This window comes from Paenarthrobacter ilicis, assembly GCF_016907545.1.
GTDB lineage: Bacteria > Actinomycetota > Actinomycetes > Actinomycetales > Micrococcaceae > Arthrobacter > Arthrobacter ilicis.
Map to the genome: position 1 here is coordinate 2,026,388 of NZ_JAFBCD010000001.1, position 18,823 is coordinate 2,045,210.

Annotated in this window: 15 protein-coding genes; 9 read left to right on the forward strand and 6 right to left on the reverse strand. The window is 62.4% G+C overall.

What is annotated here, in order from left to right:
* Nucleotides 1–161: 161 nt before the first annotated feature.
* A complete protein-coding gene (serB, locus tag JOE60_RS09225; protein ID WP_167266582.1) occupies nt 162–1,043 on the reverse strand; it encodes a phosphoserine phosphatase SerB in 882 nt (293 codons plus the stop codon).
* Between the two features lie 110 nt (nt 1,044–1,153).
* Here serB and JOE60_RS09230 point away from each other — a divergent pair, with 110 nt between their 5' ends.
* From JOE60_RS09230 to JOE60_RS09250, 5 genes are all read left to right on the forward strand, one after another.
* Nucleotides 1,154–1,939 carry an ABC transporter ATP-binding protein gene (locus JOE60_RS09230; RefSeq protein ID WP_167266578.1) on the forward strand — a complete coding sequence of 262 codons (786 nt, stop codon included), beginning with the start codon at nt 1,154–1,156 and terminating at the stop codon, nt 1,937–1,939.
* 19 nt (nt 1,940–1,958) lie between these two features.
* A complete protein-coding gene (locus tag JOE60_RS09235; protein WP_167266574.1) occupies nt 1,959–2,744 on the forward strand; it encodes a sulfite exporter TauE/SafE family protein in 786 nt (261 codons plus the stop codon).
* 6 nt (nt 2,745–2,750) lie between these two features.
* A complete protein-coding gene (locus JOE60_RS09240; protein ID WP_167266570.1) occupies nt 2,751–3,560 on the forward strand; it encodes a TrmH family RNA methyltransferase in 810 nt (269 codons plus the stop codon).
* A gap of 139 nt (nt 3,561–3,699) precedes the next feature.
* Nucleotides 3,700–3,957, forward strand: coding sequence for a type B 50S ribosomal protein L31 (locus tag JOE60_RS09245; RefSeq protein WP_066275740.1), 258 nt, complete (start codon nt 3,700–3,702; stop codon nt 3,955–3,957).
* A gap of 81 nt (nt 3,958–4,038) precedes the next feature.
* Nucleotides 4,039–5,154, forward strand: a complete 1,116-nt coding sequence (locus tag JOE60_RS09250; RefSeq protein WP_204814895.1) for a lipoate-protein ligase LplAB — start codon at nt 4,039–4,041, stop codon at nt 5,152–5,154.
* A gap of 10 nt (nt 5,155–5,164) precedes the next feature.
* Here the strand turns inward: JOE60_RS09250 and pepN are convergent, their stop codons facing one another.
* The gene (gene pepN, locus JOE60_RS09255; protein ID WP_167266561.1) at nt 5,165–7,768 is read right to left on the reverse strand and encodes an aminopeptidase N; all 2,604 of its coding nucleotides are present in this window, start codon (nt 7,766–7,768) and stop codon (nt 5,165–5,167) included.
* 4 nt (nt 7,769–7,772) lie between these two features.
* Nucleotides 7,773–8,837, reverse strand: a complete 1,065-nt coding sequence (locus JOE60_RS09260) for a YeiH family protein (RefSeq protein ID WP_167266557.1) — start codon at nt 8,835–8,837, stop codon at nt 7,773–7,775.
* A 110-nt stretch (nt 8,838–8,947) separates the two neighbouring features.
* On the opposite strand from JOE60_RS09260, the gene JOE60_RS09265 reads away from it, so the two are divergent.
* From JOE60_RS09265 to JOE60_RS09275, 3 genes are read left to right on the forward strand one after another with little or no spacing between them, the layout of a single operon-like run.
* The gene (locus JOE60_RS09265; RefSeq protein WP_167266553.1) at nt 8,948–10,504 is read left to right on the forward strand and encodes a circularly permuted type 2 ATP-grasp protein; all 1,557 of its coding nucleotides are present in this window, start codon (nt 8,948–8,950) and stop codon (nt 10,502–10,504) included.
* A 58-nt stretch (nt 10,505–10,562) separates the two neighbouring features.
* A complete protein-coding gene (locus JOE60_RS09270) occupies nt 10,563–11,489 on the forward strand; it encodes an alpha-E domain-containing protein (protein ID WP_167266549.1) in 927 nt (308 codons plus the stop codon).
* Nucleotides 11,486–12,337 (forward strand): transglutaminase family protein, encoded by an 852-nt coding sequence (locus tag JOE60_RS09275; protein ID WP_167266545.1) that lies wholly within the window; start codon nt 11,486–11,488, stop codon nt 12,335–12,337. Before JOE60_RS09270 ends, JOE60_RS09275 begins: the two co-directional genes overlap by 4 nt.
* A gap of 28 nt (nt 12,338–12,365) precedes the next feature.
* On the opposite strand, the gene JOE60_RS09280 is transcribed toward JOE60_RS09275, so the two are convergent.
* Nucleotides 12,366–13,817: an SDR family NAD(P)-dependent oxidoreductase gene (locus JOE60_RS09280; protein ID WP_167266540.1), complete on the reverse strand. Its 1,452-nt coding sequence runs from the start codon at nt 13,815–13,817 to the stop codon at nt 12,366–12,368.
* An 85-nt stretch (nt 13,818–13,902) separates the two neighbouring features.
* A complete protein-coding gene (glgC, locus tag JOE60_RS09285; protein ID WP_204814897.1) occupies nt 13,903–15,315 on the reverse strand; it encodes a glucose-1-phosphate adenylyltransferase in 1,413 nt (470 codons plus the stop codon).
* A gap of 93 nt (nt 15,316–15,408) precedes the next feature.
* Here glgC and glgA point away from each other — a divergent pair, with 93 nt between their 5' ends.
* The gene (gene glgA / locus JOE60_RS09290; RefSeq protein WP_167266535.1) at nt 15,409–16,605 is read left to right on the forward strand and encodes a glycogen synthase; all 1,197 of its coding nucleotides are present in this window, start codon (nt 15,409–15,411) and stop codon (nt 16,603–16,605) included.
* 82 nt (nt 16,606–16,687) lie between these two features.
* On the opposite strand, the gene JOE60_RS09295 is transcribed toward glgA, so the two are convergent.
* Entirely contained in the window at nt 16,688–18,790 is a 2,103-nt protein-coding gene (locus JOE60_RS09295) for an acyl-CoA dehydrogenase family protein (protein WP_167266532.1), read from the reverse strand.
* Nucleotides 18,791–18,823: the final 33 nt, after the last annotated feature.

Genomic DNA, 18,823 nt, shown 5'->3' on the forward strand with positions numbered 1-18,823 from the left:
TTCCTTTTCTGGAGTGTCATTTCGGAGCTCTTATATTCACATATTAAGAGACCCTGACATATTCCACCCGGGAAGTGCCGTTCAAATGTATCAATTCCGAAAATTAATCGATATTCAGCGTCACGATTACAGGACCAAGAACACTAAGGAGAATTCACAAGCTAAACACCAGCGATGTACCGCACCACATTCAGGTAGGGGATGTTGATGGCGGCATCGGCCGCCTCGCGGACAGCAGGTTTGGCGTTGAATGCGATACCCAGCCCTGCTGCGCCCAGCATGTCAAGATCGTTCGCGCCATCGCCCACCGCGATGGTGTGCTGAAGGTCGATCCTCTCGGCCTCCGACCACGCACGAAGATATTTTTCCTTCGCTGCCCGGTCAACGACGTCGCCAAGGACCTTGCCGGTCAGATGGCCATCAAAAATTTCCAGTTCATTGGCCATCCAGTAATCCAGCCCCAGCTCATCTGCGATGGGTGCCAGAATTTGATTGAACCCACCGGACACCACAGCCACTACGTGGCCTGCATCCTTGAAGGCGGCCACCAGCTCTGCCGCCCCAAGGCTCAGGCGAACCTCGTGGCGTACGGACTCGACGACGGCGGCCGGCAACCCTGCCAGGACGGCAACCCGGGCGTGGAGGCTCTGGGCGAAATCCAGCTCACCCCGCATGGCCGCTTCAGTGACAGCTGCGACCTCTTCGCGTTTTCCTGCATGGGCCGCCAGAAGTTCAATCACTTCCTGCTGGATCAGGGTGGAGTCCACGTCCATGATCAGGAACTTGCGTCCCGCCTGGCGCAATGCTGCGGGGACGATCGCCGTATCGACATCGGTGACTGCCGCTTCCGCAACCTGACGGCGCACCCGCTGCAGGTCCTGGGGGGTGCTCACCTCGGCGGTGTGGACCTGGAAGTGGCCGTTTCCATCGTCTGATTCGGAAGTCACCGTTGCGCCGGCGCCGGTAAGCGCTGCGCGGACTGCGTCGAGATTCTCCGGGGACAGATTCAGGCCGTAACTAACCGCGGCCGCGTGAGGGATCATGGCTTCAATCCTACTGAGCCACTGGTAACCGCCCGAATTCATTTCGTCGCGTGCCCGGACGGTTGACTCCGTTTTTAGTCGCATGGATTTTTGACCTAGTGTCTACTGCTATGAGTGATGTTCTGGATTTGGCTTCCGTCAGCGTTGTCCGCGGTAAAAAGACCCTGCTGGACAAAGTTGACTGGCAGGTCAGCGAAGGGGAGCGCTGGGTCATTCTGGGACCCAATGGTGCGGGCAAGACCACCCTTCTTCAAGTTGCGTCGGCACGCCTGCACCCCAGCAGCGGCAAAGCCGGGATCCTGGACGAAGTCATGGGGCGGGTGGACGTCTTCGAACTGCGCCCGCGCATTGGCCTATCTTCCGCAGCCCTGGCCACCCAGATCCCTGAACACGAAACTGTGCTGAATGTAGTGGTCACTGCGGCCTACGGCGTCACCGGCAGGTGGCGCGAAGGCTACGAGCGTGACGATGAGCGCCGCGCCTTCGGACTTCTCAACGACTGGGGAATGGGACCACTCCTGAACCGCACGTTTGCCACCCTCTCGGAAGGTGAACGCAAGCGGGTGCAGATTGCCCGTGCCCTCATGACTGATCCCGAACTGCTGCTGCTGGACGAGCCTGCCGCAGGCCTTGACCTCGGGGGACGCGAGGAGTTGGTCCACAAGCTGGGCCAGTTGGCCAGCGATGAAGCGTCTCCCGCCATGGTCCTGGTGACCCACCACCTTGAGGAAGTTCCGCCGGGCTTCACCCACGCGATGTTGCTCCGCGACGGAGCAGTTGTGGCCGCGGGACCCATCACCGAGGTCCTCACGGACGAACACCTCAGCGATACTTTCGGCCTTCCGCTCACCATCACGGAAAATGCAGGCCGCTACACGGCCACTGCGCGTCGCTAAGAAACGGGCCTGAAAAACCATGGAGATTCTTAGCAGCATCCTGATCTTTTTTGCCGGCTTGTGGGCCGGCACCATCAATGCCGTGGTGGGTTCCGGCACCCTGGTGACCTTCCCGGTACTCATCGCCCTGGGCATCACCCCGGTGGTGGCCTCCATGAGCAACGCGATGGGCCTGGTGGCCGGCAACGCTGCCGGCGCGTGGGGCTACCGCCGTGAATTGGCTGGCCGCGGCAGGCAATTGATGAAACTGCTTCCGGCCTCATTGCTGGGCGGTATCACCGGTGCTTGGCTTCTACTTCACCTTCCGGAGACCGTCTTCCACTACGCCGCCCCGGTGTTGTTGGTGGTAGCCCTGCTGATGGTGGTCTTCCAACCAAAACTTCAAGCCTGGGTACGTGCCAGGGAACAAAACCCCGAGCACGCCGTCCGCGACAAGAGCCACGGGGTCCTCCTGGTGGTCCTGGTGTTTCTGGCCGGTGTTTATGGCGGCTACTTCGTGGCCGCCCAGGGCATCCTCCTGGTGGGCATCCTCGGTGTCTTCCTTGCGGGCACAATGCAGAACGCCAATGCAATGAAGAACATCCTGGTCCTGGGCGTCAACCTGGTGGCCGCATTTTCCTACCTGATTTTTGCCTTCGACAGGATCAACTGGCTGGTGGTCCTGCTGATCGCAGTGAGCTCCACGATTGGTGGGCTTGTTGGCGCCAAGGTGGGACGGAAGCTCTCGCCCACAATCCTCAGGTCAGTCATTTTTGTCCTCGGCATTGTTGCCTTGGGCTTCATGATCGCCAACCTGATGAAATAGTCACCCGTGACCTTCCACTACCTTGAATCTGCCTCGGACCCACGCGTCAGCGACTACACCTCGCTGACGGACGTGCACCTTCGGAAACTCAGGGAACCGGCCGAGGGAATGTATATCGCTGAATCGTCCCGGGTTCTGCGGCGTGCATTGGCTGCCGGGCACCGGCCACGGTCATTCTTTCTGGCAGAAAAGTGGCTCGAAGACCTCGACGACATCTTCCAGCTCCATCCCGATGTTCCGGTCTACATCGGCAAGGCATCATTGCTGGAGGAGATCACGGGGTTCCATCTCCACCGGGGTGCAATGGCTGCCATGCAGCGGCCTGCCCCACTGGCCTTGGGGCCACTCCTTGACGCTGCCCGCCGGGTTGCCGTGCTCGAAGACATTGTGGACCACACCAACGTGGGAGCGATTTTCCGTTCAGCTGCTGCTCTGGGCGTAGACGCAGTACTTGTTTCCCCCCGGTGCGGCGACCCGCTTTACCGGCGCAGCGTACGGGTCAGCATGGGCACGGTTTTCCAGGTCCCCTGGGCGAGGCTGGAAAGCTGGCCCAACGATCTCCAGGTGTTGAAGGACCATGGATTCCGGGTGGCTGCCATGGAGCTGACGGATGACGCCCTGGATGTTGATGAGGTGGCCGGCAAGCGCATTCCCAAACTTGCCTTGGTGCTTGGTACCGAAGGTGCCGGGATGAGCCCCGAGACGCTGGCCGCCGTCGACCTTGCCGTCAAGATCCCCATGCGGCCTGGAGTGGACAGCCTGAATGTTGCTGCAGCATCTGCCGTGGCCTTTTGGGAACTGCGCCACCGCGATTAACGCCGGTTCGTGCGGGCGTGCGACATCGGCTATGCTTGATTGTTGGCCCGGAAGCTGGAATTGACGTTGCAGCAGCCGGCCCACTCCATTCATACCTGGCAACTGGCAAAATCCAGTTGCGTGAACAAAAGGTCCCATTATGAAGTCTGATATCCACCCGAAGTACGAAGCTGTTGTCTTCAACGACCTCGCCTCCGGTACCAAGTTCCTGACCAAGTCCACCGTGTCTTCCTCGAAGACCATCGAGTGGGAAGACGGAAACACCTACCCGGTCATCGATGTCGAAATCTCCTCGGAGTCCCACCCGTTCTACACGGGCAAGCAGCGCATCATGGACTCCGCTGGCCGCGTCGAGCGCTTCAATGCACGCTTCAAGGGCTTCGGCGGCAAGAAGTAACCACTTCGCCCCACAGCTTTCAAGCCCGCATTGCCGTCACCGGCAATGCGGGCTTTTGCGTTTTCCGGCAAGATGGAAACCATGACTTCCCAGGATCCGCAGGAAACACCGAACCAAGAAATCCAGAACCACCACGGCGCAGACCGGCTGCACGGCGAATACAAAGTCCCCGGTGGCAAATTGGTGGTGGTGGACCTGGAAGTGGACCAGGGAAAGTTTTCCGACGTGTCCCTGAGCGGCGACTTTTTCCTGGAACCCGATGAGGCCTTGGCTGACATCAACGCCGCCTTGACGGGCCTGCCGGAATCCTCCACCGCCGCCGAGATTGCAGATGCCGTTCAATCGGGTCTCCCCAAGGATGCTGTCCTGTTCGGTTTCTCCGCGGCGGCTATCGCTGTGACTGTCCGGCGGGCATTGTCGAAGGCTACCGGGTGGGGGGACCACCAGTGGGAAGTCATCCCACCGTCGGTCCTTCCCACGCAACTGAACGTGGCCCTGGATGAGGTTCTCGCTGAAGAGGTAGGGGCAGGCCTGCGGAACCCCACCCTGCGGTTCTGGGACTGGGAGGAACCGTCCGTGGTGATCGGCAGCTTCCAGTCCGTCCGCAACGAAGTGGACCCTGATGGCGTGGCACGGCACAACATCAATGTGGTGCGCAGGGTCAGCGGAGGCGGTGCCATGTTCATGGAAGCCGGCAACTGCATCACCTATTCGCTGTACTTGCCGCAGACTTTGGTGGATGGAATCAGTTTTGCGGACTCCTACGCTTTCCTCGACGCGTGGGTGATGGCCGCCTTGGAGAAGTTGGGCATCAAAGCCTTCTACGTTCCTCTGAACGACATTGCCACAGACCAGGGAAAGATCGGGGGAGCGGCACAAAAGCGCCTCGCCAACGGTGGCATGCTGCACCACGTCACCATGAGCTACGACATCGACGCCGACAAAATGGTGGAGGTGCTGCGCATTGGCAAGGAGAAGCTGTCCGACAAAGGAACCCGCAGCGCCAAGAAGCGCGTGGACCCCCTTCGCCGGCAAACCGGTGTGGCCCGGTCAGCGATCATCCAGGCCATGCAGGACGTCTTCACCGAGCGCTACGGCGCTACCGTGTCCACTCTGACCGAGGCCGAGCTTGCTGATGGACGAAAGCGGGTAGCGGAGAAGTTCGGAACAGAAGAGTGGCTGCACCGCGTCCCCTAGAACGGATCCTTCAGGAAGCGGCCTGCGCCGTCAGTGCCCGGACCAGATGGCTCCGCTGCTCTATCAGGATGCGCTTGAGCGCCCGCGGTGAATCAGGGTGATCCCGCAGCCAGCTGTCTGTCCTGACCACCAGGGGGTGGCCTTCGGGAGAGTGCCGGGGATCCAGGTCCTGGGATGACGGGTAGAGGCCGCGGACGATCCTCCCGGCGATCTCGATGCTGCGCTCGGTCCACACCCGGTCAAGGCATTCGAAATAGGGTTCGAGGTAGGGTTCCCGCAACGCGGCCGGACCCAGGGAGAAGCCGGAAATGGTGGCGCTCAGGATCTCGTTGGAGAGCTGGTCATCAGTGACTGCCGCTTCCCAGGCTGCGGCCTTGGCGGCTGCTTCAGGCAACGCGGCCGATGCCAGGGCGTGGCCCTCCCTGCCGGTCGCAGTCCGGTCCTTGGCCAACTCGCTGTCCAGCTCGGACGGGGTGGCCTTGCCGTTGGCCGCCAGCGCTTGCCACAAGCTCCACCGCAGCTCGGCATCCACAGACAGGCCAGGGACCACCGTGGTGCCATCCAGGATGGCCCTGACCAGCGTCAAATGGCTGCCGCCGTGGCGGGAAACATCGGCCAACGTCCTGGCCCACGCCACCTGGTGGTCCGAGCCCGGTTCAGCGGAATGCAGCCGGTCTGCGACGACGCCCAGGAAGTCGCTGCGGACTCCTTCCCGCCCTTCAGCCGGGACGAATTTCTCGATGGCCGCGGCCGCGTTACCCAATACGTTGAGCAGCACCCCGATCCCTGATTCGGAGGCGGCAAACTGCTCCACTGCGGACACGTAGCGCGCGGCAGGCGTGACGCCGTCCCGGGCTGAGTCCCAGAGCGCCGTCCAACACAAGGCGCGCGCCATGGGGTCCTGGATCCTGTCCAGGGCCGCACGGACCGTGGCCTCGGAAACAGGGTCCAGCCGCACCTTGGCATAGCTCAGGTCGTCGTCGTTGGCCAGCAACAGGGCCGGCCTCTTCTTCCCCTGCAGCTCTGTCACAACGGTGCTGGGTCCGGTGACGTCCACTTCCACGCTGTCAGTGCGGACCAAAGCCCCCGTCTGATCTGCGTCGTAGAGTCCCAACCGCATCCTGTGGGGCCGCGGTTGCTGATCGCCGGTCAGTGGGTCCACGGCGTCCTGGTTGACGGCGACGGTTCCCAGGACACCGTCGTCGTCCACGATGTCCAGTGAAATGGTGGAGATTCCGGAGGTCTGCAGCCATTGGCGGGCCCACTGCGTGAGGTCCCTGCCGGACGCTGCACTGAGTGCCACCAGCAGGTCCTCGAGTGAGGTGTTGCCGAAAGCGTTGTCACGGAAGTACTGGCGGGAGCCGTCAATGAAGGCTTCGAACCCGACGTACGCCACCAACTGTTTCAGGACCGAGGCGCCCTTGGCATAGGTGATTCCATCAAAGTTTTGTTTGGCCGCTTCGAGATCAGGGATGTCCGCCACGATGGGGTGGGTGGTGGGCAGTTGATCCTGCACATAGGCCCACGCCTTGCGTTTGCTGGCAAAGGTGATCCAGGCCGTATCCCAATCGGTGGCGCGGTCCACACCAAGTGTTCCCATGAAGTCGGCGAAGGACTCCTTGAGCCACAGGTCATCCCACCAGTTCATGGTCACCAAGTCGCCAAACCACATGTGGGCCATCTCGTGCATGAGGGTGTTGGCGCGGGCCTGGTACTGGGCGTCGGTTGCCCGGGATGCGTAGACGTACTTCTCGGTGAACGTGACCAGCCCTGGATTTTCCATGGCACCGAGGTTGTATTCGGGGACGAAGGCTTGATCGTACTTTCCCCAGGGATAGGGATAGGCGAACAGTGAGTTGAAGAAGGCCAGGCCGTTCTTGGTCAGCCTGAAGATCTCGTCGGCGTCGAAGAATTCAGCCAAGGATGCACGGCAGTAGAGGGCCAGCGGAACCTCGAGCCGCTCACCGCCGTCGAGCGTTGCACCCCAGTGATCAGTGGCCTTGAAGTATGGACCGGCCAACACGCTGGTGATGTAGGTGGACATCCGCTCCGTGGTGGCAAAGTCCCACCGCGCCGATGCGGGGTCTCCCTCCACCGGTGTCCTGGCCACTTCCACGCCATTGGACGCCACTTCCCACTCAGCGGGGGCCAAGACGTGGAAGGTGAAGGCCGCCTTCAGGTCCGGTTGTTCGAAGTTGGCGAAGACCCGCCGGCTGTCCGCCGGTTCGTACTGGGTGTACAGATAGCACTGGCCGTCCGCGGGATCAAAGAAACGGTGCATCCCTTCACCTGAACGGCTGTACAGTGCTGTGCCACTGACCGTCACTGTGTTGTGGGCAGCCAGTTCCTCCAGGACGATCCTGTCCTGGTCCACCACGTGGTCCACGTCCAGTTCCCGGCCATTCAACGTTACAGAAGCCACCGAGCCGTGGATGAAGTCCAGGAAAGTGGAACTTCCCGGGTCCGCGGAGAACACGATCGTGCTGATGCTGGGATATCCGCTGGTGGCGGGATTTTCAGCATCGCGGACGTCGAGCAGGACGTCGTAGCTGTGGGTGGTGATCAAGGATGAGCGGCTGGCGGCTTCGTCGCGTGACAGGTTGTGATTCGACACACAGCTATCTAATCATGATCCACGCGGCCCCCAGGCCGAGGGAGCCGATGAGCAGCCAGGAGCCCAAGGCCACCACCACGGACCTCCCGCCGGTATGGACCAAATGCCGGACACGCACTGCCGAGCCAAGGCCGAACAGCGCCATGGCCAGGAGGATGTCCTGCACCGTGGCAGCGGCTTCCAGAACTCCCGGTGGGGCCCACCCCAACGACCTGACAGCAACCATGGCAATGAACCCGATCACGAAGAGGGGAACTATTGGCGGGAACTTACCTTCCGCTGCCTCAAACTGTCCGGCCCCGCCCCCTTCCAGCCCACGGCCATTGCGCCGGCGCAGGTGCACGTACCGCTGATGCAGCCCAGCCGCCGCCACAATGGGCGCCAGCAGTACTACCCGGGTCAGTTTGACCACGACGGCGACAGCCAGCGCCGCTGTCCCGGCAGTTTGCGCCGTGGCAACCACCTGTCCCACATCGTGCACGGAAGCGCCGGTCCATGCTCCGAACTGCTCCGCATTCAGGCCCAGGGGATGCATCAGCAAGGGCAGCACGCCAATGGCCAGAGTCCCGCACAAGGTCACCAAAGCAACGGGCAAGACGGTGTCCTGATGCTTGATCCTGCGGACAGCTGCCATGGCTCCGATGGCGGAAGCACCGCAGATGGAAAAACCCGTGGCAATCAAGAGGGCAGCATCACCGGGCAGCCGCAGCAGGCGGGCCAGGCCGTAGGTCCCTGCAAAACTCACCAGGACAATGACGACGATAAGCAGCAAAGACAGAACGCCCAGGCCCAGGACGTCACCAATGCTGACTTTGAGGCCCAGCAGGACAATTCCGGCACGCATCAGGTGCTTGCCGGCAAAATCCAACCCCGGCCTTGCCCGTCCGGCGGTAAATACTGCCGTACCCGGCATGTTGGCGGCCAAGAGGCCCAAGGCCACAGCTGACGTCATGGCGGGAATGGCCGGCAGGACGGCGTGAAGGGCGAACGCCAGCGCAGTGGCGACGGCACTCGTCGCCAGTCCGGCCCCCAGCCGGAACACGGGGTGCGCGGAGTTGGAAAAGGGCATGCCACAACCCTGCCGGACACGGGCCCGGAAGGCGAACCGGGAACCCCTGGAAACGGCGACATAATCAGCACGAAATGCGCTGGACCCAAAAAGGTGATTGTCTATTTCCCATGTCTGACCTATTTCAGGATTACTCCGAGGCCGCTGCCCGCAGCGGCGCTTACGACGAGATGTTCACCCAGGGCCACGAAGCAAGGAGATCCTACGGTCAGGTATCGGAGGCCCTGCACGAACTGTCCCTGGCCGATGTCACCGCCCGGGCGGATTCCATGGCCCGCACCTTCCTCGACCGTGGTGTCACGTTCGACTATGCCGGCGAGGAGCGTCCGTTTCCCCTGGACATTGTTCCCCGCGTGATACCGGCTGACGAATGGGATGTCCTGGAGCGCGGGGTCGCCCAGCGCGTCAAAGCCCTCGAGGCTTTCCTGAACGACGTCTACGGGCGCATGGCAGTGGTGGCGGACGGGGTGATACCCAGGCAACTGGTCACCACCAGCGCGCACTTCCACCGCGCCGTCCACGGGTTCGAGCCCTCCGGCGGCGTGCGGGTGCACGTCTCCGGCATCGACGTGGTCCGGGACGCCGCGGGAACCTTCAGGGTCCTGGAGGACAACGTCCGCGTTCCGTCCGGGGTCAGCTACGTCCTGGAAAACCGCAGGGCCATGGCCAAGGGCCTCCCCGAAGCCTTCGGCCAGCAGCACATCCGTCCCGTGGAGGAGTACCCGCGCCGTCTCCTGTCGGCCCTTCGCAAAACCGCACCTGCCGGCGTCGACGATCCCACCGTGGTGGTCCTGACACCGGGTGTCTTCAACAGCGCCTATTTTGAGCACACCCTCCTGGCGGGCCTCATGGGTGTGGAACTGGTGGAAGGCAGGGACCTGATCTGCCGCGGCAACCGCGTCTACATGCGGACCACAGCGGGTGAGCAGCGGGTGGACGTTATCTACAAGCGCATTGACGATGACTTCCTGGACCCCCTGCAGTTCCGCTCCGATTCGATGCTCGGGTGCCCGGGATTGGTCAACGCAGCACGCGCCGGGGGAGTGACCATCGCCAACGCCGTGGGAAACGGAGTGGCCGATGACAAGCTCGTGTACAGTTACGTCCCTGACCTGATCCGGTACTACCTGCACGAAGAGCCGATCATTGCCAACGTAGACACTTTCCGGCTCGAGGAAAAGGAAGCCAGGGAACATGTGCTGGACCGCCTCGATGAACTGGTGGTCAAGCCTGTTGACGGCTCCGGCGGCAAGGGCCTGGTGATCGGTCCGGATGCTTCCAAGGAAGAACTCGACGCGTTGCGCAAGCGAGTCATTGCCGATCCGCGAGGGTGGATCGCGCAGCCCGTCCTTCAGCTCTCAACGGTGCCGACGCTCTCCGGCGACAAGTTCGGTCCCCGGCACGTGGACCTTCGGCCGTTCGCAGTGAACGACGGCGACGACGTCTGGGTTTTGCCGGGCGGCCTCACCCGCGTTGCGTTGAAAGAGGGATCCCTGATTGTGAACTCCAGCCAGGGTGGCGGGTCGAAGGATACATGGGTGTTGGCGAACTCGCCCCAGATGCCGGTGGAAGAAATTCCCCGCCAAAGCGTCACCATCCGTGAGCAGGTGTCCGTGTGGCCGGTCGAAAGCAACTGGCGCGACAGGCAGTCGGAGCAACAGCAGTGAACGCCGCCCCTACCCACTTTGATCCTTCACCCGCACCACGCAAAGGAGGCACAGTTCCATGCTGAGCCGTATTGCTGAGTCCCTTTTCTGGATTGGACGCTACGTAGAACGCGCTGACGGTACCGCGCGCATCCTGGATGTGCACCTGGAGCGCCTCAACCACCTTCCCTTGGATGAGCAGCGCAGCGTGGCCCGTGAGCTCCTGGCCGTCATGGGCGCCAAGCCGCAGAGCGAAGACTTCGGCCTTCCTGAACTGCTGCACGCCTTGGCCTACGACAAGCAGAGCGCGTCCTCCATAGCCGGTTCACTTGGCGCAGCCAGGGAAAACGCCCGCCGTGCACGCGAAACCGTCTCCCAGTCCTTGTGGGAAAGCTTGAACACCACCTACTACGGACTCAACCAGCACCGTAAAGACGTGGTGGGAACATACCGTTTCTGCAACTGGGTCCTGGAGCGGACGGCTATGGTTCGCGGCCTTGCGGACACCACTGTCAGCCACGACGAGAGCTGGCTGTTCATGGTGCTGGGCCGCTCCCTTGAGCGCGCCGACATGACGGCTCGGATGCTCTCCACGCGCGACGTGCAATCAGCAGGCATGTCATGGGTGAACATGCTCCGGTGCGCCGGCGCCTACGAGTCTTTCATCCGCACACGGCGGGCAGCCTTCGGGGATCAGCACGCTGCGGAATTCCTCCTCCTGGACCGCCTGTTTCCCCGTTCGATCGTGTACGCGTTGCGCGACGCCGATGAATGCCTCGCCAAACTGGACCCCTCGGCCCAGCGTGTTGGTTTCATTAACGATGCCCGCCGCATCGTGGGCCAAGCGCGCACCTTCCTTGAGTTCCATCGCACGGACGATCTCATGTCGGAGCTTCCCGAGCACATGGAACGCGTGCAGAAGGCAGTGACCCAGGCATCCGATGCCATTTCCCGTAAGTACTTCAATCAGGCTGACGAACACGCCTGGGTGGGAGAAGTTTCATGACCCGGCTGAGCATCGTCCACAAGACGGCCTACAAATACAACCGCCGCGTGACGTTGTCCTACAACGAGGCCCGGATGACTCCGCTGACCGACAGCCAGCAGGTTGTCCTGGAGTCCTCCACCAAGGTCTCGCCCAACCAAGCCTCCGTGAGTACCTACAGGGACTACTGGGGTACCAGGGTCACCGCCTTTGACATGCAAATGCCGCACGAGAGCCTCGAGGTATTGGCAACAGCCACCGTGGAGGTCCACCGGACCGAGCGCGTTGCCTCCGAGGACGACATTGTGGGCTGGGACGTCATCGCTTCAGGGAAGATCCAGGACGAATTCAGTGACTGGCTGCCGCAGTCCAGGCTGAGCGGTCCCGGCGAGGAAGTGCTGGGCATCGTTCCGGAGATCGTCAAGGGCAAGAATCCCCACGAGGCAGCCATGGCGGTTTTCGGCTGGATGGCTGGTGAGATGACCTACATGAAGGGAACCACCGGTGTGACCACCAATGCCGAGCAGGCGTGGTTGCAGCGTCAAGGTGTGTGCCAGGACCTGGCACACCTGGCCATCGGAGCCCTGCGCTGCAGCGGCATCCCGGCCCGTTACGTTTCGGGTTATATCCACCCCCGGGCCTCGGCCGACATCGGCGAGACCGTTGCCGGGCAATCACATGCCTGGCTGGAGTGGTGGGACGGTGAATGGCGCAGTTGGGATCCCACCAACCACAAACCGGCAGGGGACTACCACGTCACCGTCGCCAAGGGGCGGGATTACCGCGACGTACCACCGCTGAAGGGCATCTTGTCCGGTGGCGGTGGCTCGGGCCTCTCCGTGTCGGTGGAGATCACCCGGCTGGCCTAGGATCGGGCCATCATGGACCAGGCGGTGTCTACCAGGGGGACGGTTTGTAGTCCTTCAGGAAGACACCGTACTGGTCCTCGCCGTTTTCGCCCATCACGATCGGGTCATAGACACGTGCAGCACCGTCCACCAGGTCAAGGGGTGCATGAAAACCTTCTTCCATGAGCCTGACCTTGGTGTAATGCGGGCGCTCATCGGTGATCCACCCAGTGTCTACAGCGGTCATGAGGATGCCATCGGAGTCCAGCATTTCCTGGGCGCTGGTGCGCGTCATCATGTTCAGGGCGGCCTTGGCCATATTGGTGTGCGGGTGCCCGGGGCCCTTGTAGGCGCGTGAGAACTGGCCTTCCATCGCGGACACGTTGACGATGTACTTCCTGTGGGCTGTGGAGCGCTTCATCGCTCCACGAAGCCGGCTGACCAGGAGGAACGGCGCGGTAACGTTGCACAGCTGGACCTCCAGCATTTCCAGGGGATCCACTTCGTCCACCACCTGGGTCCAGCTGTTGATGGCGGCAAGGTCCGGAACCAGGCCACCGGCGTCGATCGCTGTACCCGACTCGATCCGCTCCAGCGACGCCGATCCCGTGGAAAGGGCCAGGGACGTGATGGCGTCTCCGGCAAGCACCGGGTGCTCGGTGACGCTGCTGGCGAGGGCCAGCGGGTGCTTGTCATGGGCATGGCCGAACGTCACCAGTTCGGGGCCACCGTTGGCCGGCTCCAAGGCCGAGGGCAACGCTTCATCCTCGGCGTCCACCAAGGGCTTGTAGGCGTTGCCTGACCGGCGCACTGTCTGGGCGGCATTGTTGATGATGATGTCCAGGGGGCCGGCCTCGTTGAGGGAGTCCGTCAGCGCCATGACCTGGGCGGGATCGCGGAGATCGATGCCCACAATTCTCAGGCGGTGCAGCCACTCGGCGCTGTCCTCCATTGCGGCGAAGCGCCGGGCTGCGTCTTTGGGGAAACGTGTGGTGATGGTGGTATGTGCGCCGTCCCGGAGCAACCGCAGCGCGATGTACATGCCGATTTTGGCCCGCCCACCGGTCAACAGTGCCCTGCGACCAGTGAGGTCGGTGCGGGCATCACGCTTGCTGTGGCTGAAGGCTGCACACTCCGGGCACAACTGGTGGTAGAAGGCATCCACCTGGGTGTAGTGGGTCTTGCAGATGTAGCACGGGCGGGAGCGGATCAGGTGCCCGGCAATCTCTCCCGTGGCCGAGGTGGCGAGCTTGTTGCCGCGGGTCTCGTCATCGATCCGGTCAGGAGCGGCAGTTGCAGTGAGCGCCAGGACCGCGCGGTCCGCCTCGGCAATGGAATCCCGCTTGGTGACCCGCCGGTGCCGCTTGACGGCCTTGAACATCTTTCCGGTAGCACGTCGGACGGCTACATAGTCCGGGTGCTCTTCGTCGTAGACGTGGATCGTGGTCAGAACCTTGAGGCAGGCCTGGATCTCTTCAGGCGTCAGATCGGTGGAGCTCATTGACCTGATTTTACAGCCTTGGAAGCACCCTGGACGCCGGTTTGCCTGCGGGAACAGTCAGTAACCGCCCCCGCAGGCAACGTGGCTAGCGTGACGCTGCCTGCGAGGCCGCGTCAGCCACCCGTGACTGGATACCTGCTGCCACCCGCTCGGCGGAGCCGCGGATGTCCGGATCATCGTGGGTTGCTGCCTTCACGGCCTCGGGCAGGCTTCTGCGGTGCTCGGCCGAGAGGGCAAGTTCCGCCTCGCCGGGCTCAGGAACGGTCTGGCCCTTGGCGAGGACGGTAATCCCTGACTCGGTGACCTTGTAGCCACGGGCCCTGTCCAGGGCGGGGTCGATCCCGATCGCGGCACCTGCCGGAACCTTGACGTTCTTGTCCAGGATGGCGCGACGGATGACGGCACCCTCACCCACGCGTACTTTGTCCATCAGGACCGAGTCATGCACGCGGCTTCCCGCAGCGACGTAGACATCGTTAGCCAACACGGAACCTTCAACAATGCCGCCCGAGATGACCACGCCACTGGCAACAATCGAGTCCAGGGCGGTACCCACGGTGTTGTTTTCGCCACGCACGAACTTGGCGGGCGGCGAAATGCTCTGCCGGGTGAAGATCGGCCATTCGGAGTTGTAGAGGTTGAAGACCGGAACGGGGGAGATAAGGTCCATGTGGGCGTCGTAGAAAGAATCGATGGTGCCGACGTCGCGCCAGTAGGTCCGGTCCCGCTCCGTGGCTCCGGGGATGTCGTTGAGCGTGAAGTCATAGACCCCGGCTTCGCCCTGGTCCACGAAGTACGGAATGATGTCCCCGCCCATGTCGTGCTTGGTGTCGAGTCGTTCGGCGTCAACATGCAGGGCCTCAACAAGGGCATCCGCGTTGAAAACGTAGTTGCCCATGGACGCCAGAAATTGCGTGGGATCTGCTGCCAGTCCGGGGGTGCTGGCGGGCTTTTCCACGAAGGCCGCAATTTTCTGGGGGTCGTTTTGGTCCACTTCGATCACGCCGAACTGGTTTGCCATGGAGAGTGGCTGGCGCACCGCGGCAACTGTGGCCTTGGCTCCGCTGGCTATGTGCTGCTCCACCATTTGGGAGAAATCCATGCGGTAAACGTGATCGGCACCGACCACTACCACAATGTCCGGGGCGTCATCGTGGATGAGGTTGAGTGATTGGTATATGGCATTGGCGCTGCCAAGGAACCAGCTTTTGCCTACCCGCTGTTGCGCAGGAACCGAGGCCACATAGCGGCCAAGTTGCGTGGACATCCGCCAGGTCTCGGAGATGTGCCGGTCCAGGCTGTGTGATTTGTACTGCGTCAGGACAACAATTTTCAAATATCCCGAATTGACAAGATTGGACAGTGCAAAGTCAATCAACCTGTAACCGCCGGCAAACGGAACCGCGGGTTTGGCCCGGTCCGCCGTCAGCGGCATGAGGCGGTTGCCTTCTCCGCCTGCCAAAACTATTGCCAATACTTTCTTCAACGCCATGGTCACTGCTCCCCGTACGTCTTCGTATCCCCCAAAAGTCCGATTTTCCGGACCCCTTCACACTAGAACACATACGCCGGAACGACTACGTTGGTTAGCGTGCGAATAGACATTGTGACTAAAGAATTCCCTCCGGAAATTTACGGCGGTGCCGGTGTCCACGTGGCCGAGCTCAGCCGGGTGCTGGCAAAGCACGTCGATCTTCGCGTGCGGGCCTTCGGCGCCCCGCGTGACACGGATTACCACGGTGCGGTTGTTGAGTCCTATGGGACACCTGAGGACCTGGGCTCGGCCAACGCTGCCGTCCAGACGTTGGGCGTGGATCTGAGGATCGTGCCTGACGTTGCCGGCGCGGACCTTGTCCATTCGCACACGTGGTACGCCAACATGGCCGGACACCTGGCTTCGTTGCTGCACGGCATTCCCCATGTGCTCAGCGCCCACAGCCTGGAGCCGTTGCGTCCGTGGAAGGCTGAGCAGTTGGGAGGCGGCTACGCGTTGTCTTCCTGGGTGGAGAAGACCGCTTATGAGGCCGCCGCTGCCATCATCGCCGTCTCCGAGGGCATGCGACAGGACATTCTGCGCAGCTACCCGGACGTGGACCCGGCCAAGGTGCGGGTTGTTCACAATGGCATTGATGTTTCCCTCTGGGAGCGCGACGAAGAGGACGATGCCATCCGGGCCCTGGGCATTGATCCGGCGAAGCCCAGCGTGGTGTTCGTCGGGCGCAACACCCGCCAGAAGGGTGTCCCTTATCTCCTGCGCGCCGCCTCGAGCCTGCCGGCGGACGTCCAGCTGGTGCTGTGCCTCGGTGCGGCCGATACGCCGGAACTTGCTGCCGAGACGGCACGCCTGATCGAGGAACTCCAGTCCCAGCGCGAGGGCGTGGTGCTGATCGAACGCATGCTGCCGCGCAGGGAGCTGATCCAGGTCCTCAGCCACGCCACGGCCTTTGCCTGCCCTTCCATCTACGAGCCGCTGGGAATCGTGAACCTTGAAGCCATGGCCTGTGGAGCCGCTGTTGTGGCAAGCGCCACGGGTGGCATTCCCGAGGTTGTCCAGCACGGCGAAACGGGCCTTCTGGTGGAACTGGAGCAGGTAACGGATGGCACGGGTACGCCGTTGGATCCGGAAAAGTTCGTCAGCGATTTCGCCGCCGCCCTGAACGAGGTGGTAGCCGATCCCGCGCGGGCACGCGAGATGGGACGGGCCGGCCGCCTCCGGGCGGAGGAGCACTTTTCCTGGGAATCGATCACCGAAACAACCCTTGAGGTGTACAGGTCGGTTCTCCGCTGACCCTGCCGCTTCGGCCGGTCCAGCCAACGACGACGGCGCCGCCCCCTTTGGTGGGAGCGGCGCCGTCGTCGTCTGATGTCAGTTACTTGGCCTGCTGGGGAGCCTTGGCTCCCGGGAGGGACTTTTCGTTGACGGGAGCGTCACCACTGGCGCGTTGGTGGCGGAAATGTTCGCGGGCTTCATCCTGGCGTTTGGCCTCGGCCCCCGTGGCAATCGCCGCACGCAGGTGCTCGGGCCCGTAACCGAAGGCATCCACCAAATCCACTGCGTGGGGGCGGATCTTCACGAGCAGGCGGTTGATGTAGGCACCCACGGTCCGGCCGCGCTGCATGGAGAGCCGCCCGTTCATCAGGTACCAGGAGAGATGCTTCTCAATCAGCGACAAGCCAAAGAGATCCCTGAGCCAGGTCAGGACGCGCCTGGTGCCGTCATCGGCAACATGGGTCAGGGCCTCAGTGAAGGCTTCCCACTGCAGGAGTTCGGCATGGGCTTGGGCGGCCTCAATGAGCTCATGCTGGTGCTGGTTGAACAATGCCGCAGCTTGTTGCTGTGGAAGCTTGTTGGCACCTTTGAGGGCAGCACCCACTTCAGCCACCATGGACTGCACGCGGTCCGCCAGCAGCGTGCGCTGGCCTTCTTCGTCCCGCAAGGCAAGCGCCGCCTTCTGGACTGAGCCGGTGTCGGCAACAAACTGCGCAACCTGGCGCAGGCCGGTCCGGTGGAACGCCACGCCTGCAGCCTGGTCCACCACATAGCGGGCCAGGACACCGAAATCGGCACTGCGGAACTCCTTGGCGTAGTCCGCCAGGAGACGCTTGGCCACCAATTGGAGGAGCACGGTGTTGTCGCCCTCGAACGTCACGTAGACATCAAGATCGGCGCGAAGCGACGCAAACCGGTTTTCGATCAGGAACCCCGCGCCGCCACATGCTTCACGGCATTCCTGGAGAGTGTCCAGGGCATGCCACGTGCTCAGCGGCTTCAGCGCTGCGGCGAGGGTTTCCAGGTCCTGGCGGTCGGCATCTGTGTCGTGCGCTCCGGAAAAGACGTCGTCGAACTTCTGGAGGAGTTGTTCGTGCGCAAAGCTGGCTGCATAGGTGGTGGCCAGCCGGGTGAACAACCTGCGCTGGTGCCGCTGGTAGTCCAGCAGGACTTCCTCATCCGTGGTTGAGGAAGCAGTGAACTGGCGACGCTCGGTGGCGTATTGAATGGCGGTTTTCAGCGCAAGTTTGCTTGCTGCCACAGCCGCTCCGTCCAGTGACACGCGCCCCTGGACCAACGTGCCCAGCATGGTGAAGAAGCGGCGTCCCGGGCTGGCAATGATCGATGAGTACGTGCCATCCGCGGCAACATCACCGTAGCGGTTGAGCAGGTTGGTGCGGGGGATGCGGACATTGGAGAAGTGGAGGCGCCCGTTGTCGATGCCGTTGAGTCCGCCCTTGATGCCGTCGTCTTCGCCGCCGATTCCCGGAAGGAATTCCTTGGTGTCGGGATCCCGCAGGTCGACATAGAAGGCGTGCACACCGTGGTTGACGTTCCTGGTGATCAGCTGGGCAAAGACGACGGCGGCCAGGCCATCGTTGGCAGCGTTGCCGATGTAGTCCTTCCAGGCCGCACGGAAGGGGGTATTGATGACGAACTCGCCGGTGGCTTCGTCATAGGTTGCTGTGGTGGCGATGCTGGCAACGTCGGAACCGTGTCCGGTTTCCGTCATGGCGAAGCAGCCCGGAATGTCAAGGCTCATGATGCCCGGAAGCCACTTGTCCTGGTGCTCAGTGGTGCCCAGGTGCATGACGGCAGAGCCGAAGAGCCCCCACTGAACTCCTGCCTTGATCTGCAGCGAAGGATCAGCGGTGACGATTTCCTCAAAACCCGCAATGTTTCCGCCGTGGTCATCCGCGCCGCCCAGCCGGGTGGGGAAGGCGCGGTGCACGGTGTTGTTTTCCACCAGGAACTTCAGCTGCTCAAAAGCCCGCGCACGGTGTTCAGTGTGGTGGAGTCCTTCGATCTTCTGAACAGCAGGATTGCCGGCAACGGCACGTGCCTGGTGCCTGATGTGGGCCCATTTGCCCAAGAGCTGCTCGCCCAGGGCGGCCACATCAACGGCGGGTTCGGCGCCGGGTGCAGCGTCATCGCTGCTGGTGGACTGGGAGGCCGATGCGGCCTTGGCCACTACGTCAGTCATGGTGTTTTCCTTCTGTGGTTCCGGACAGGGGAT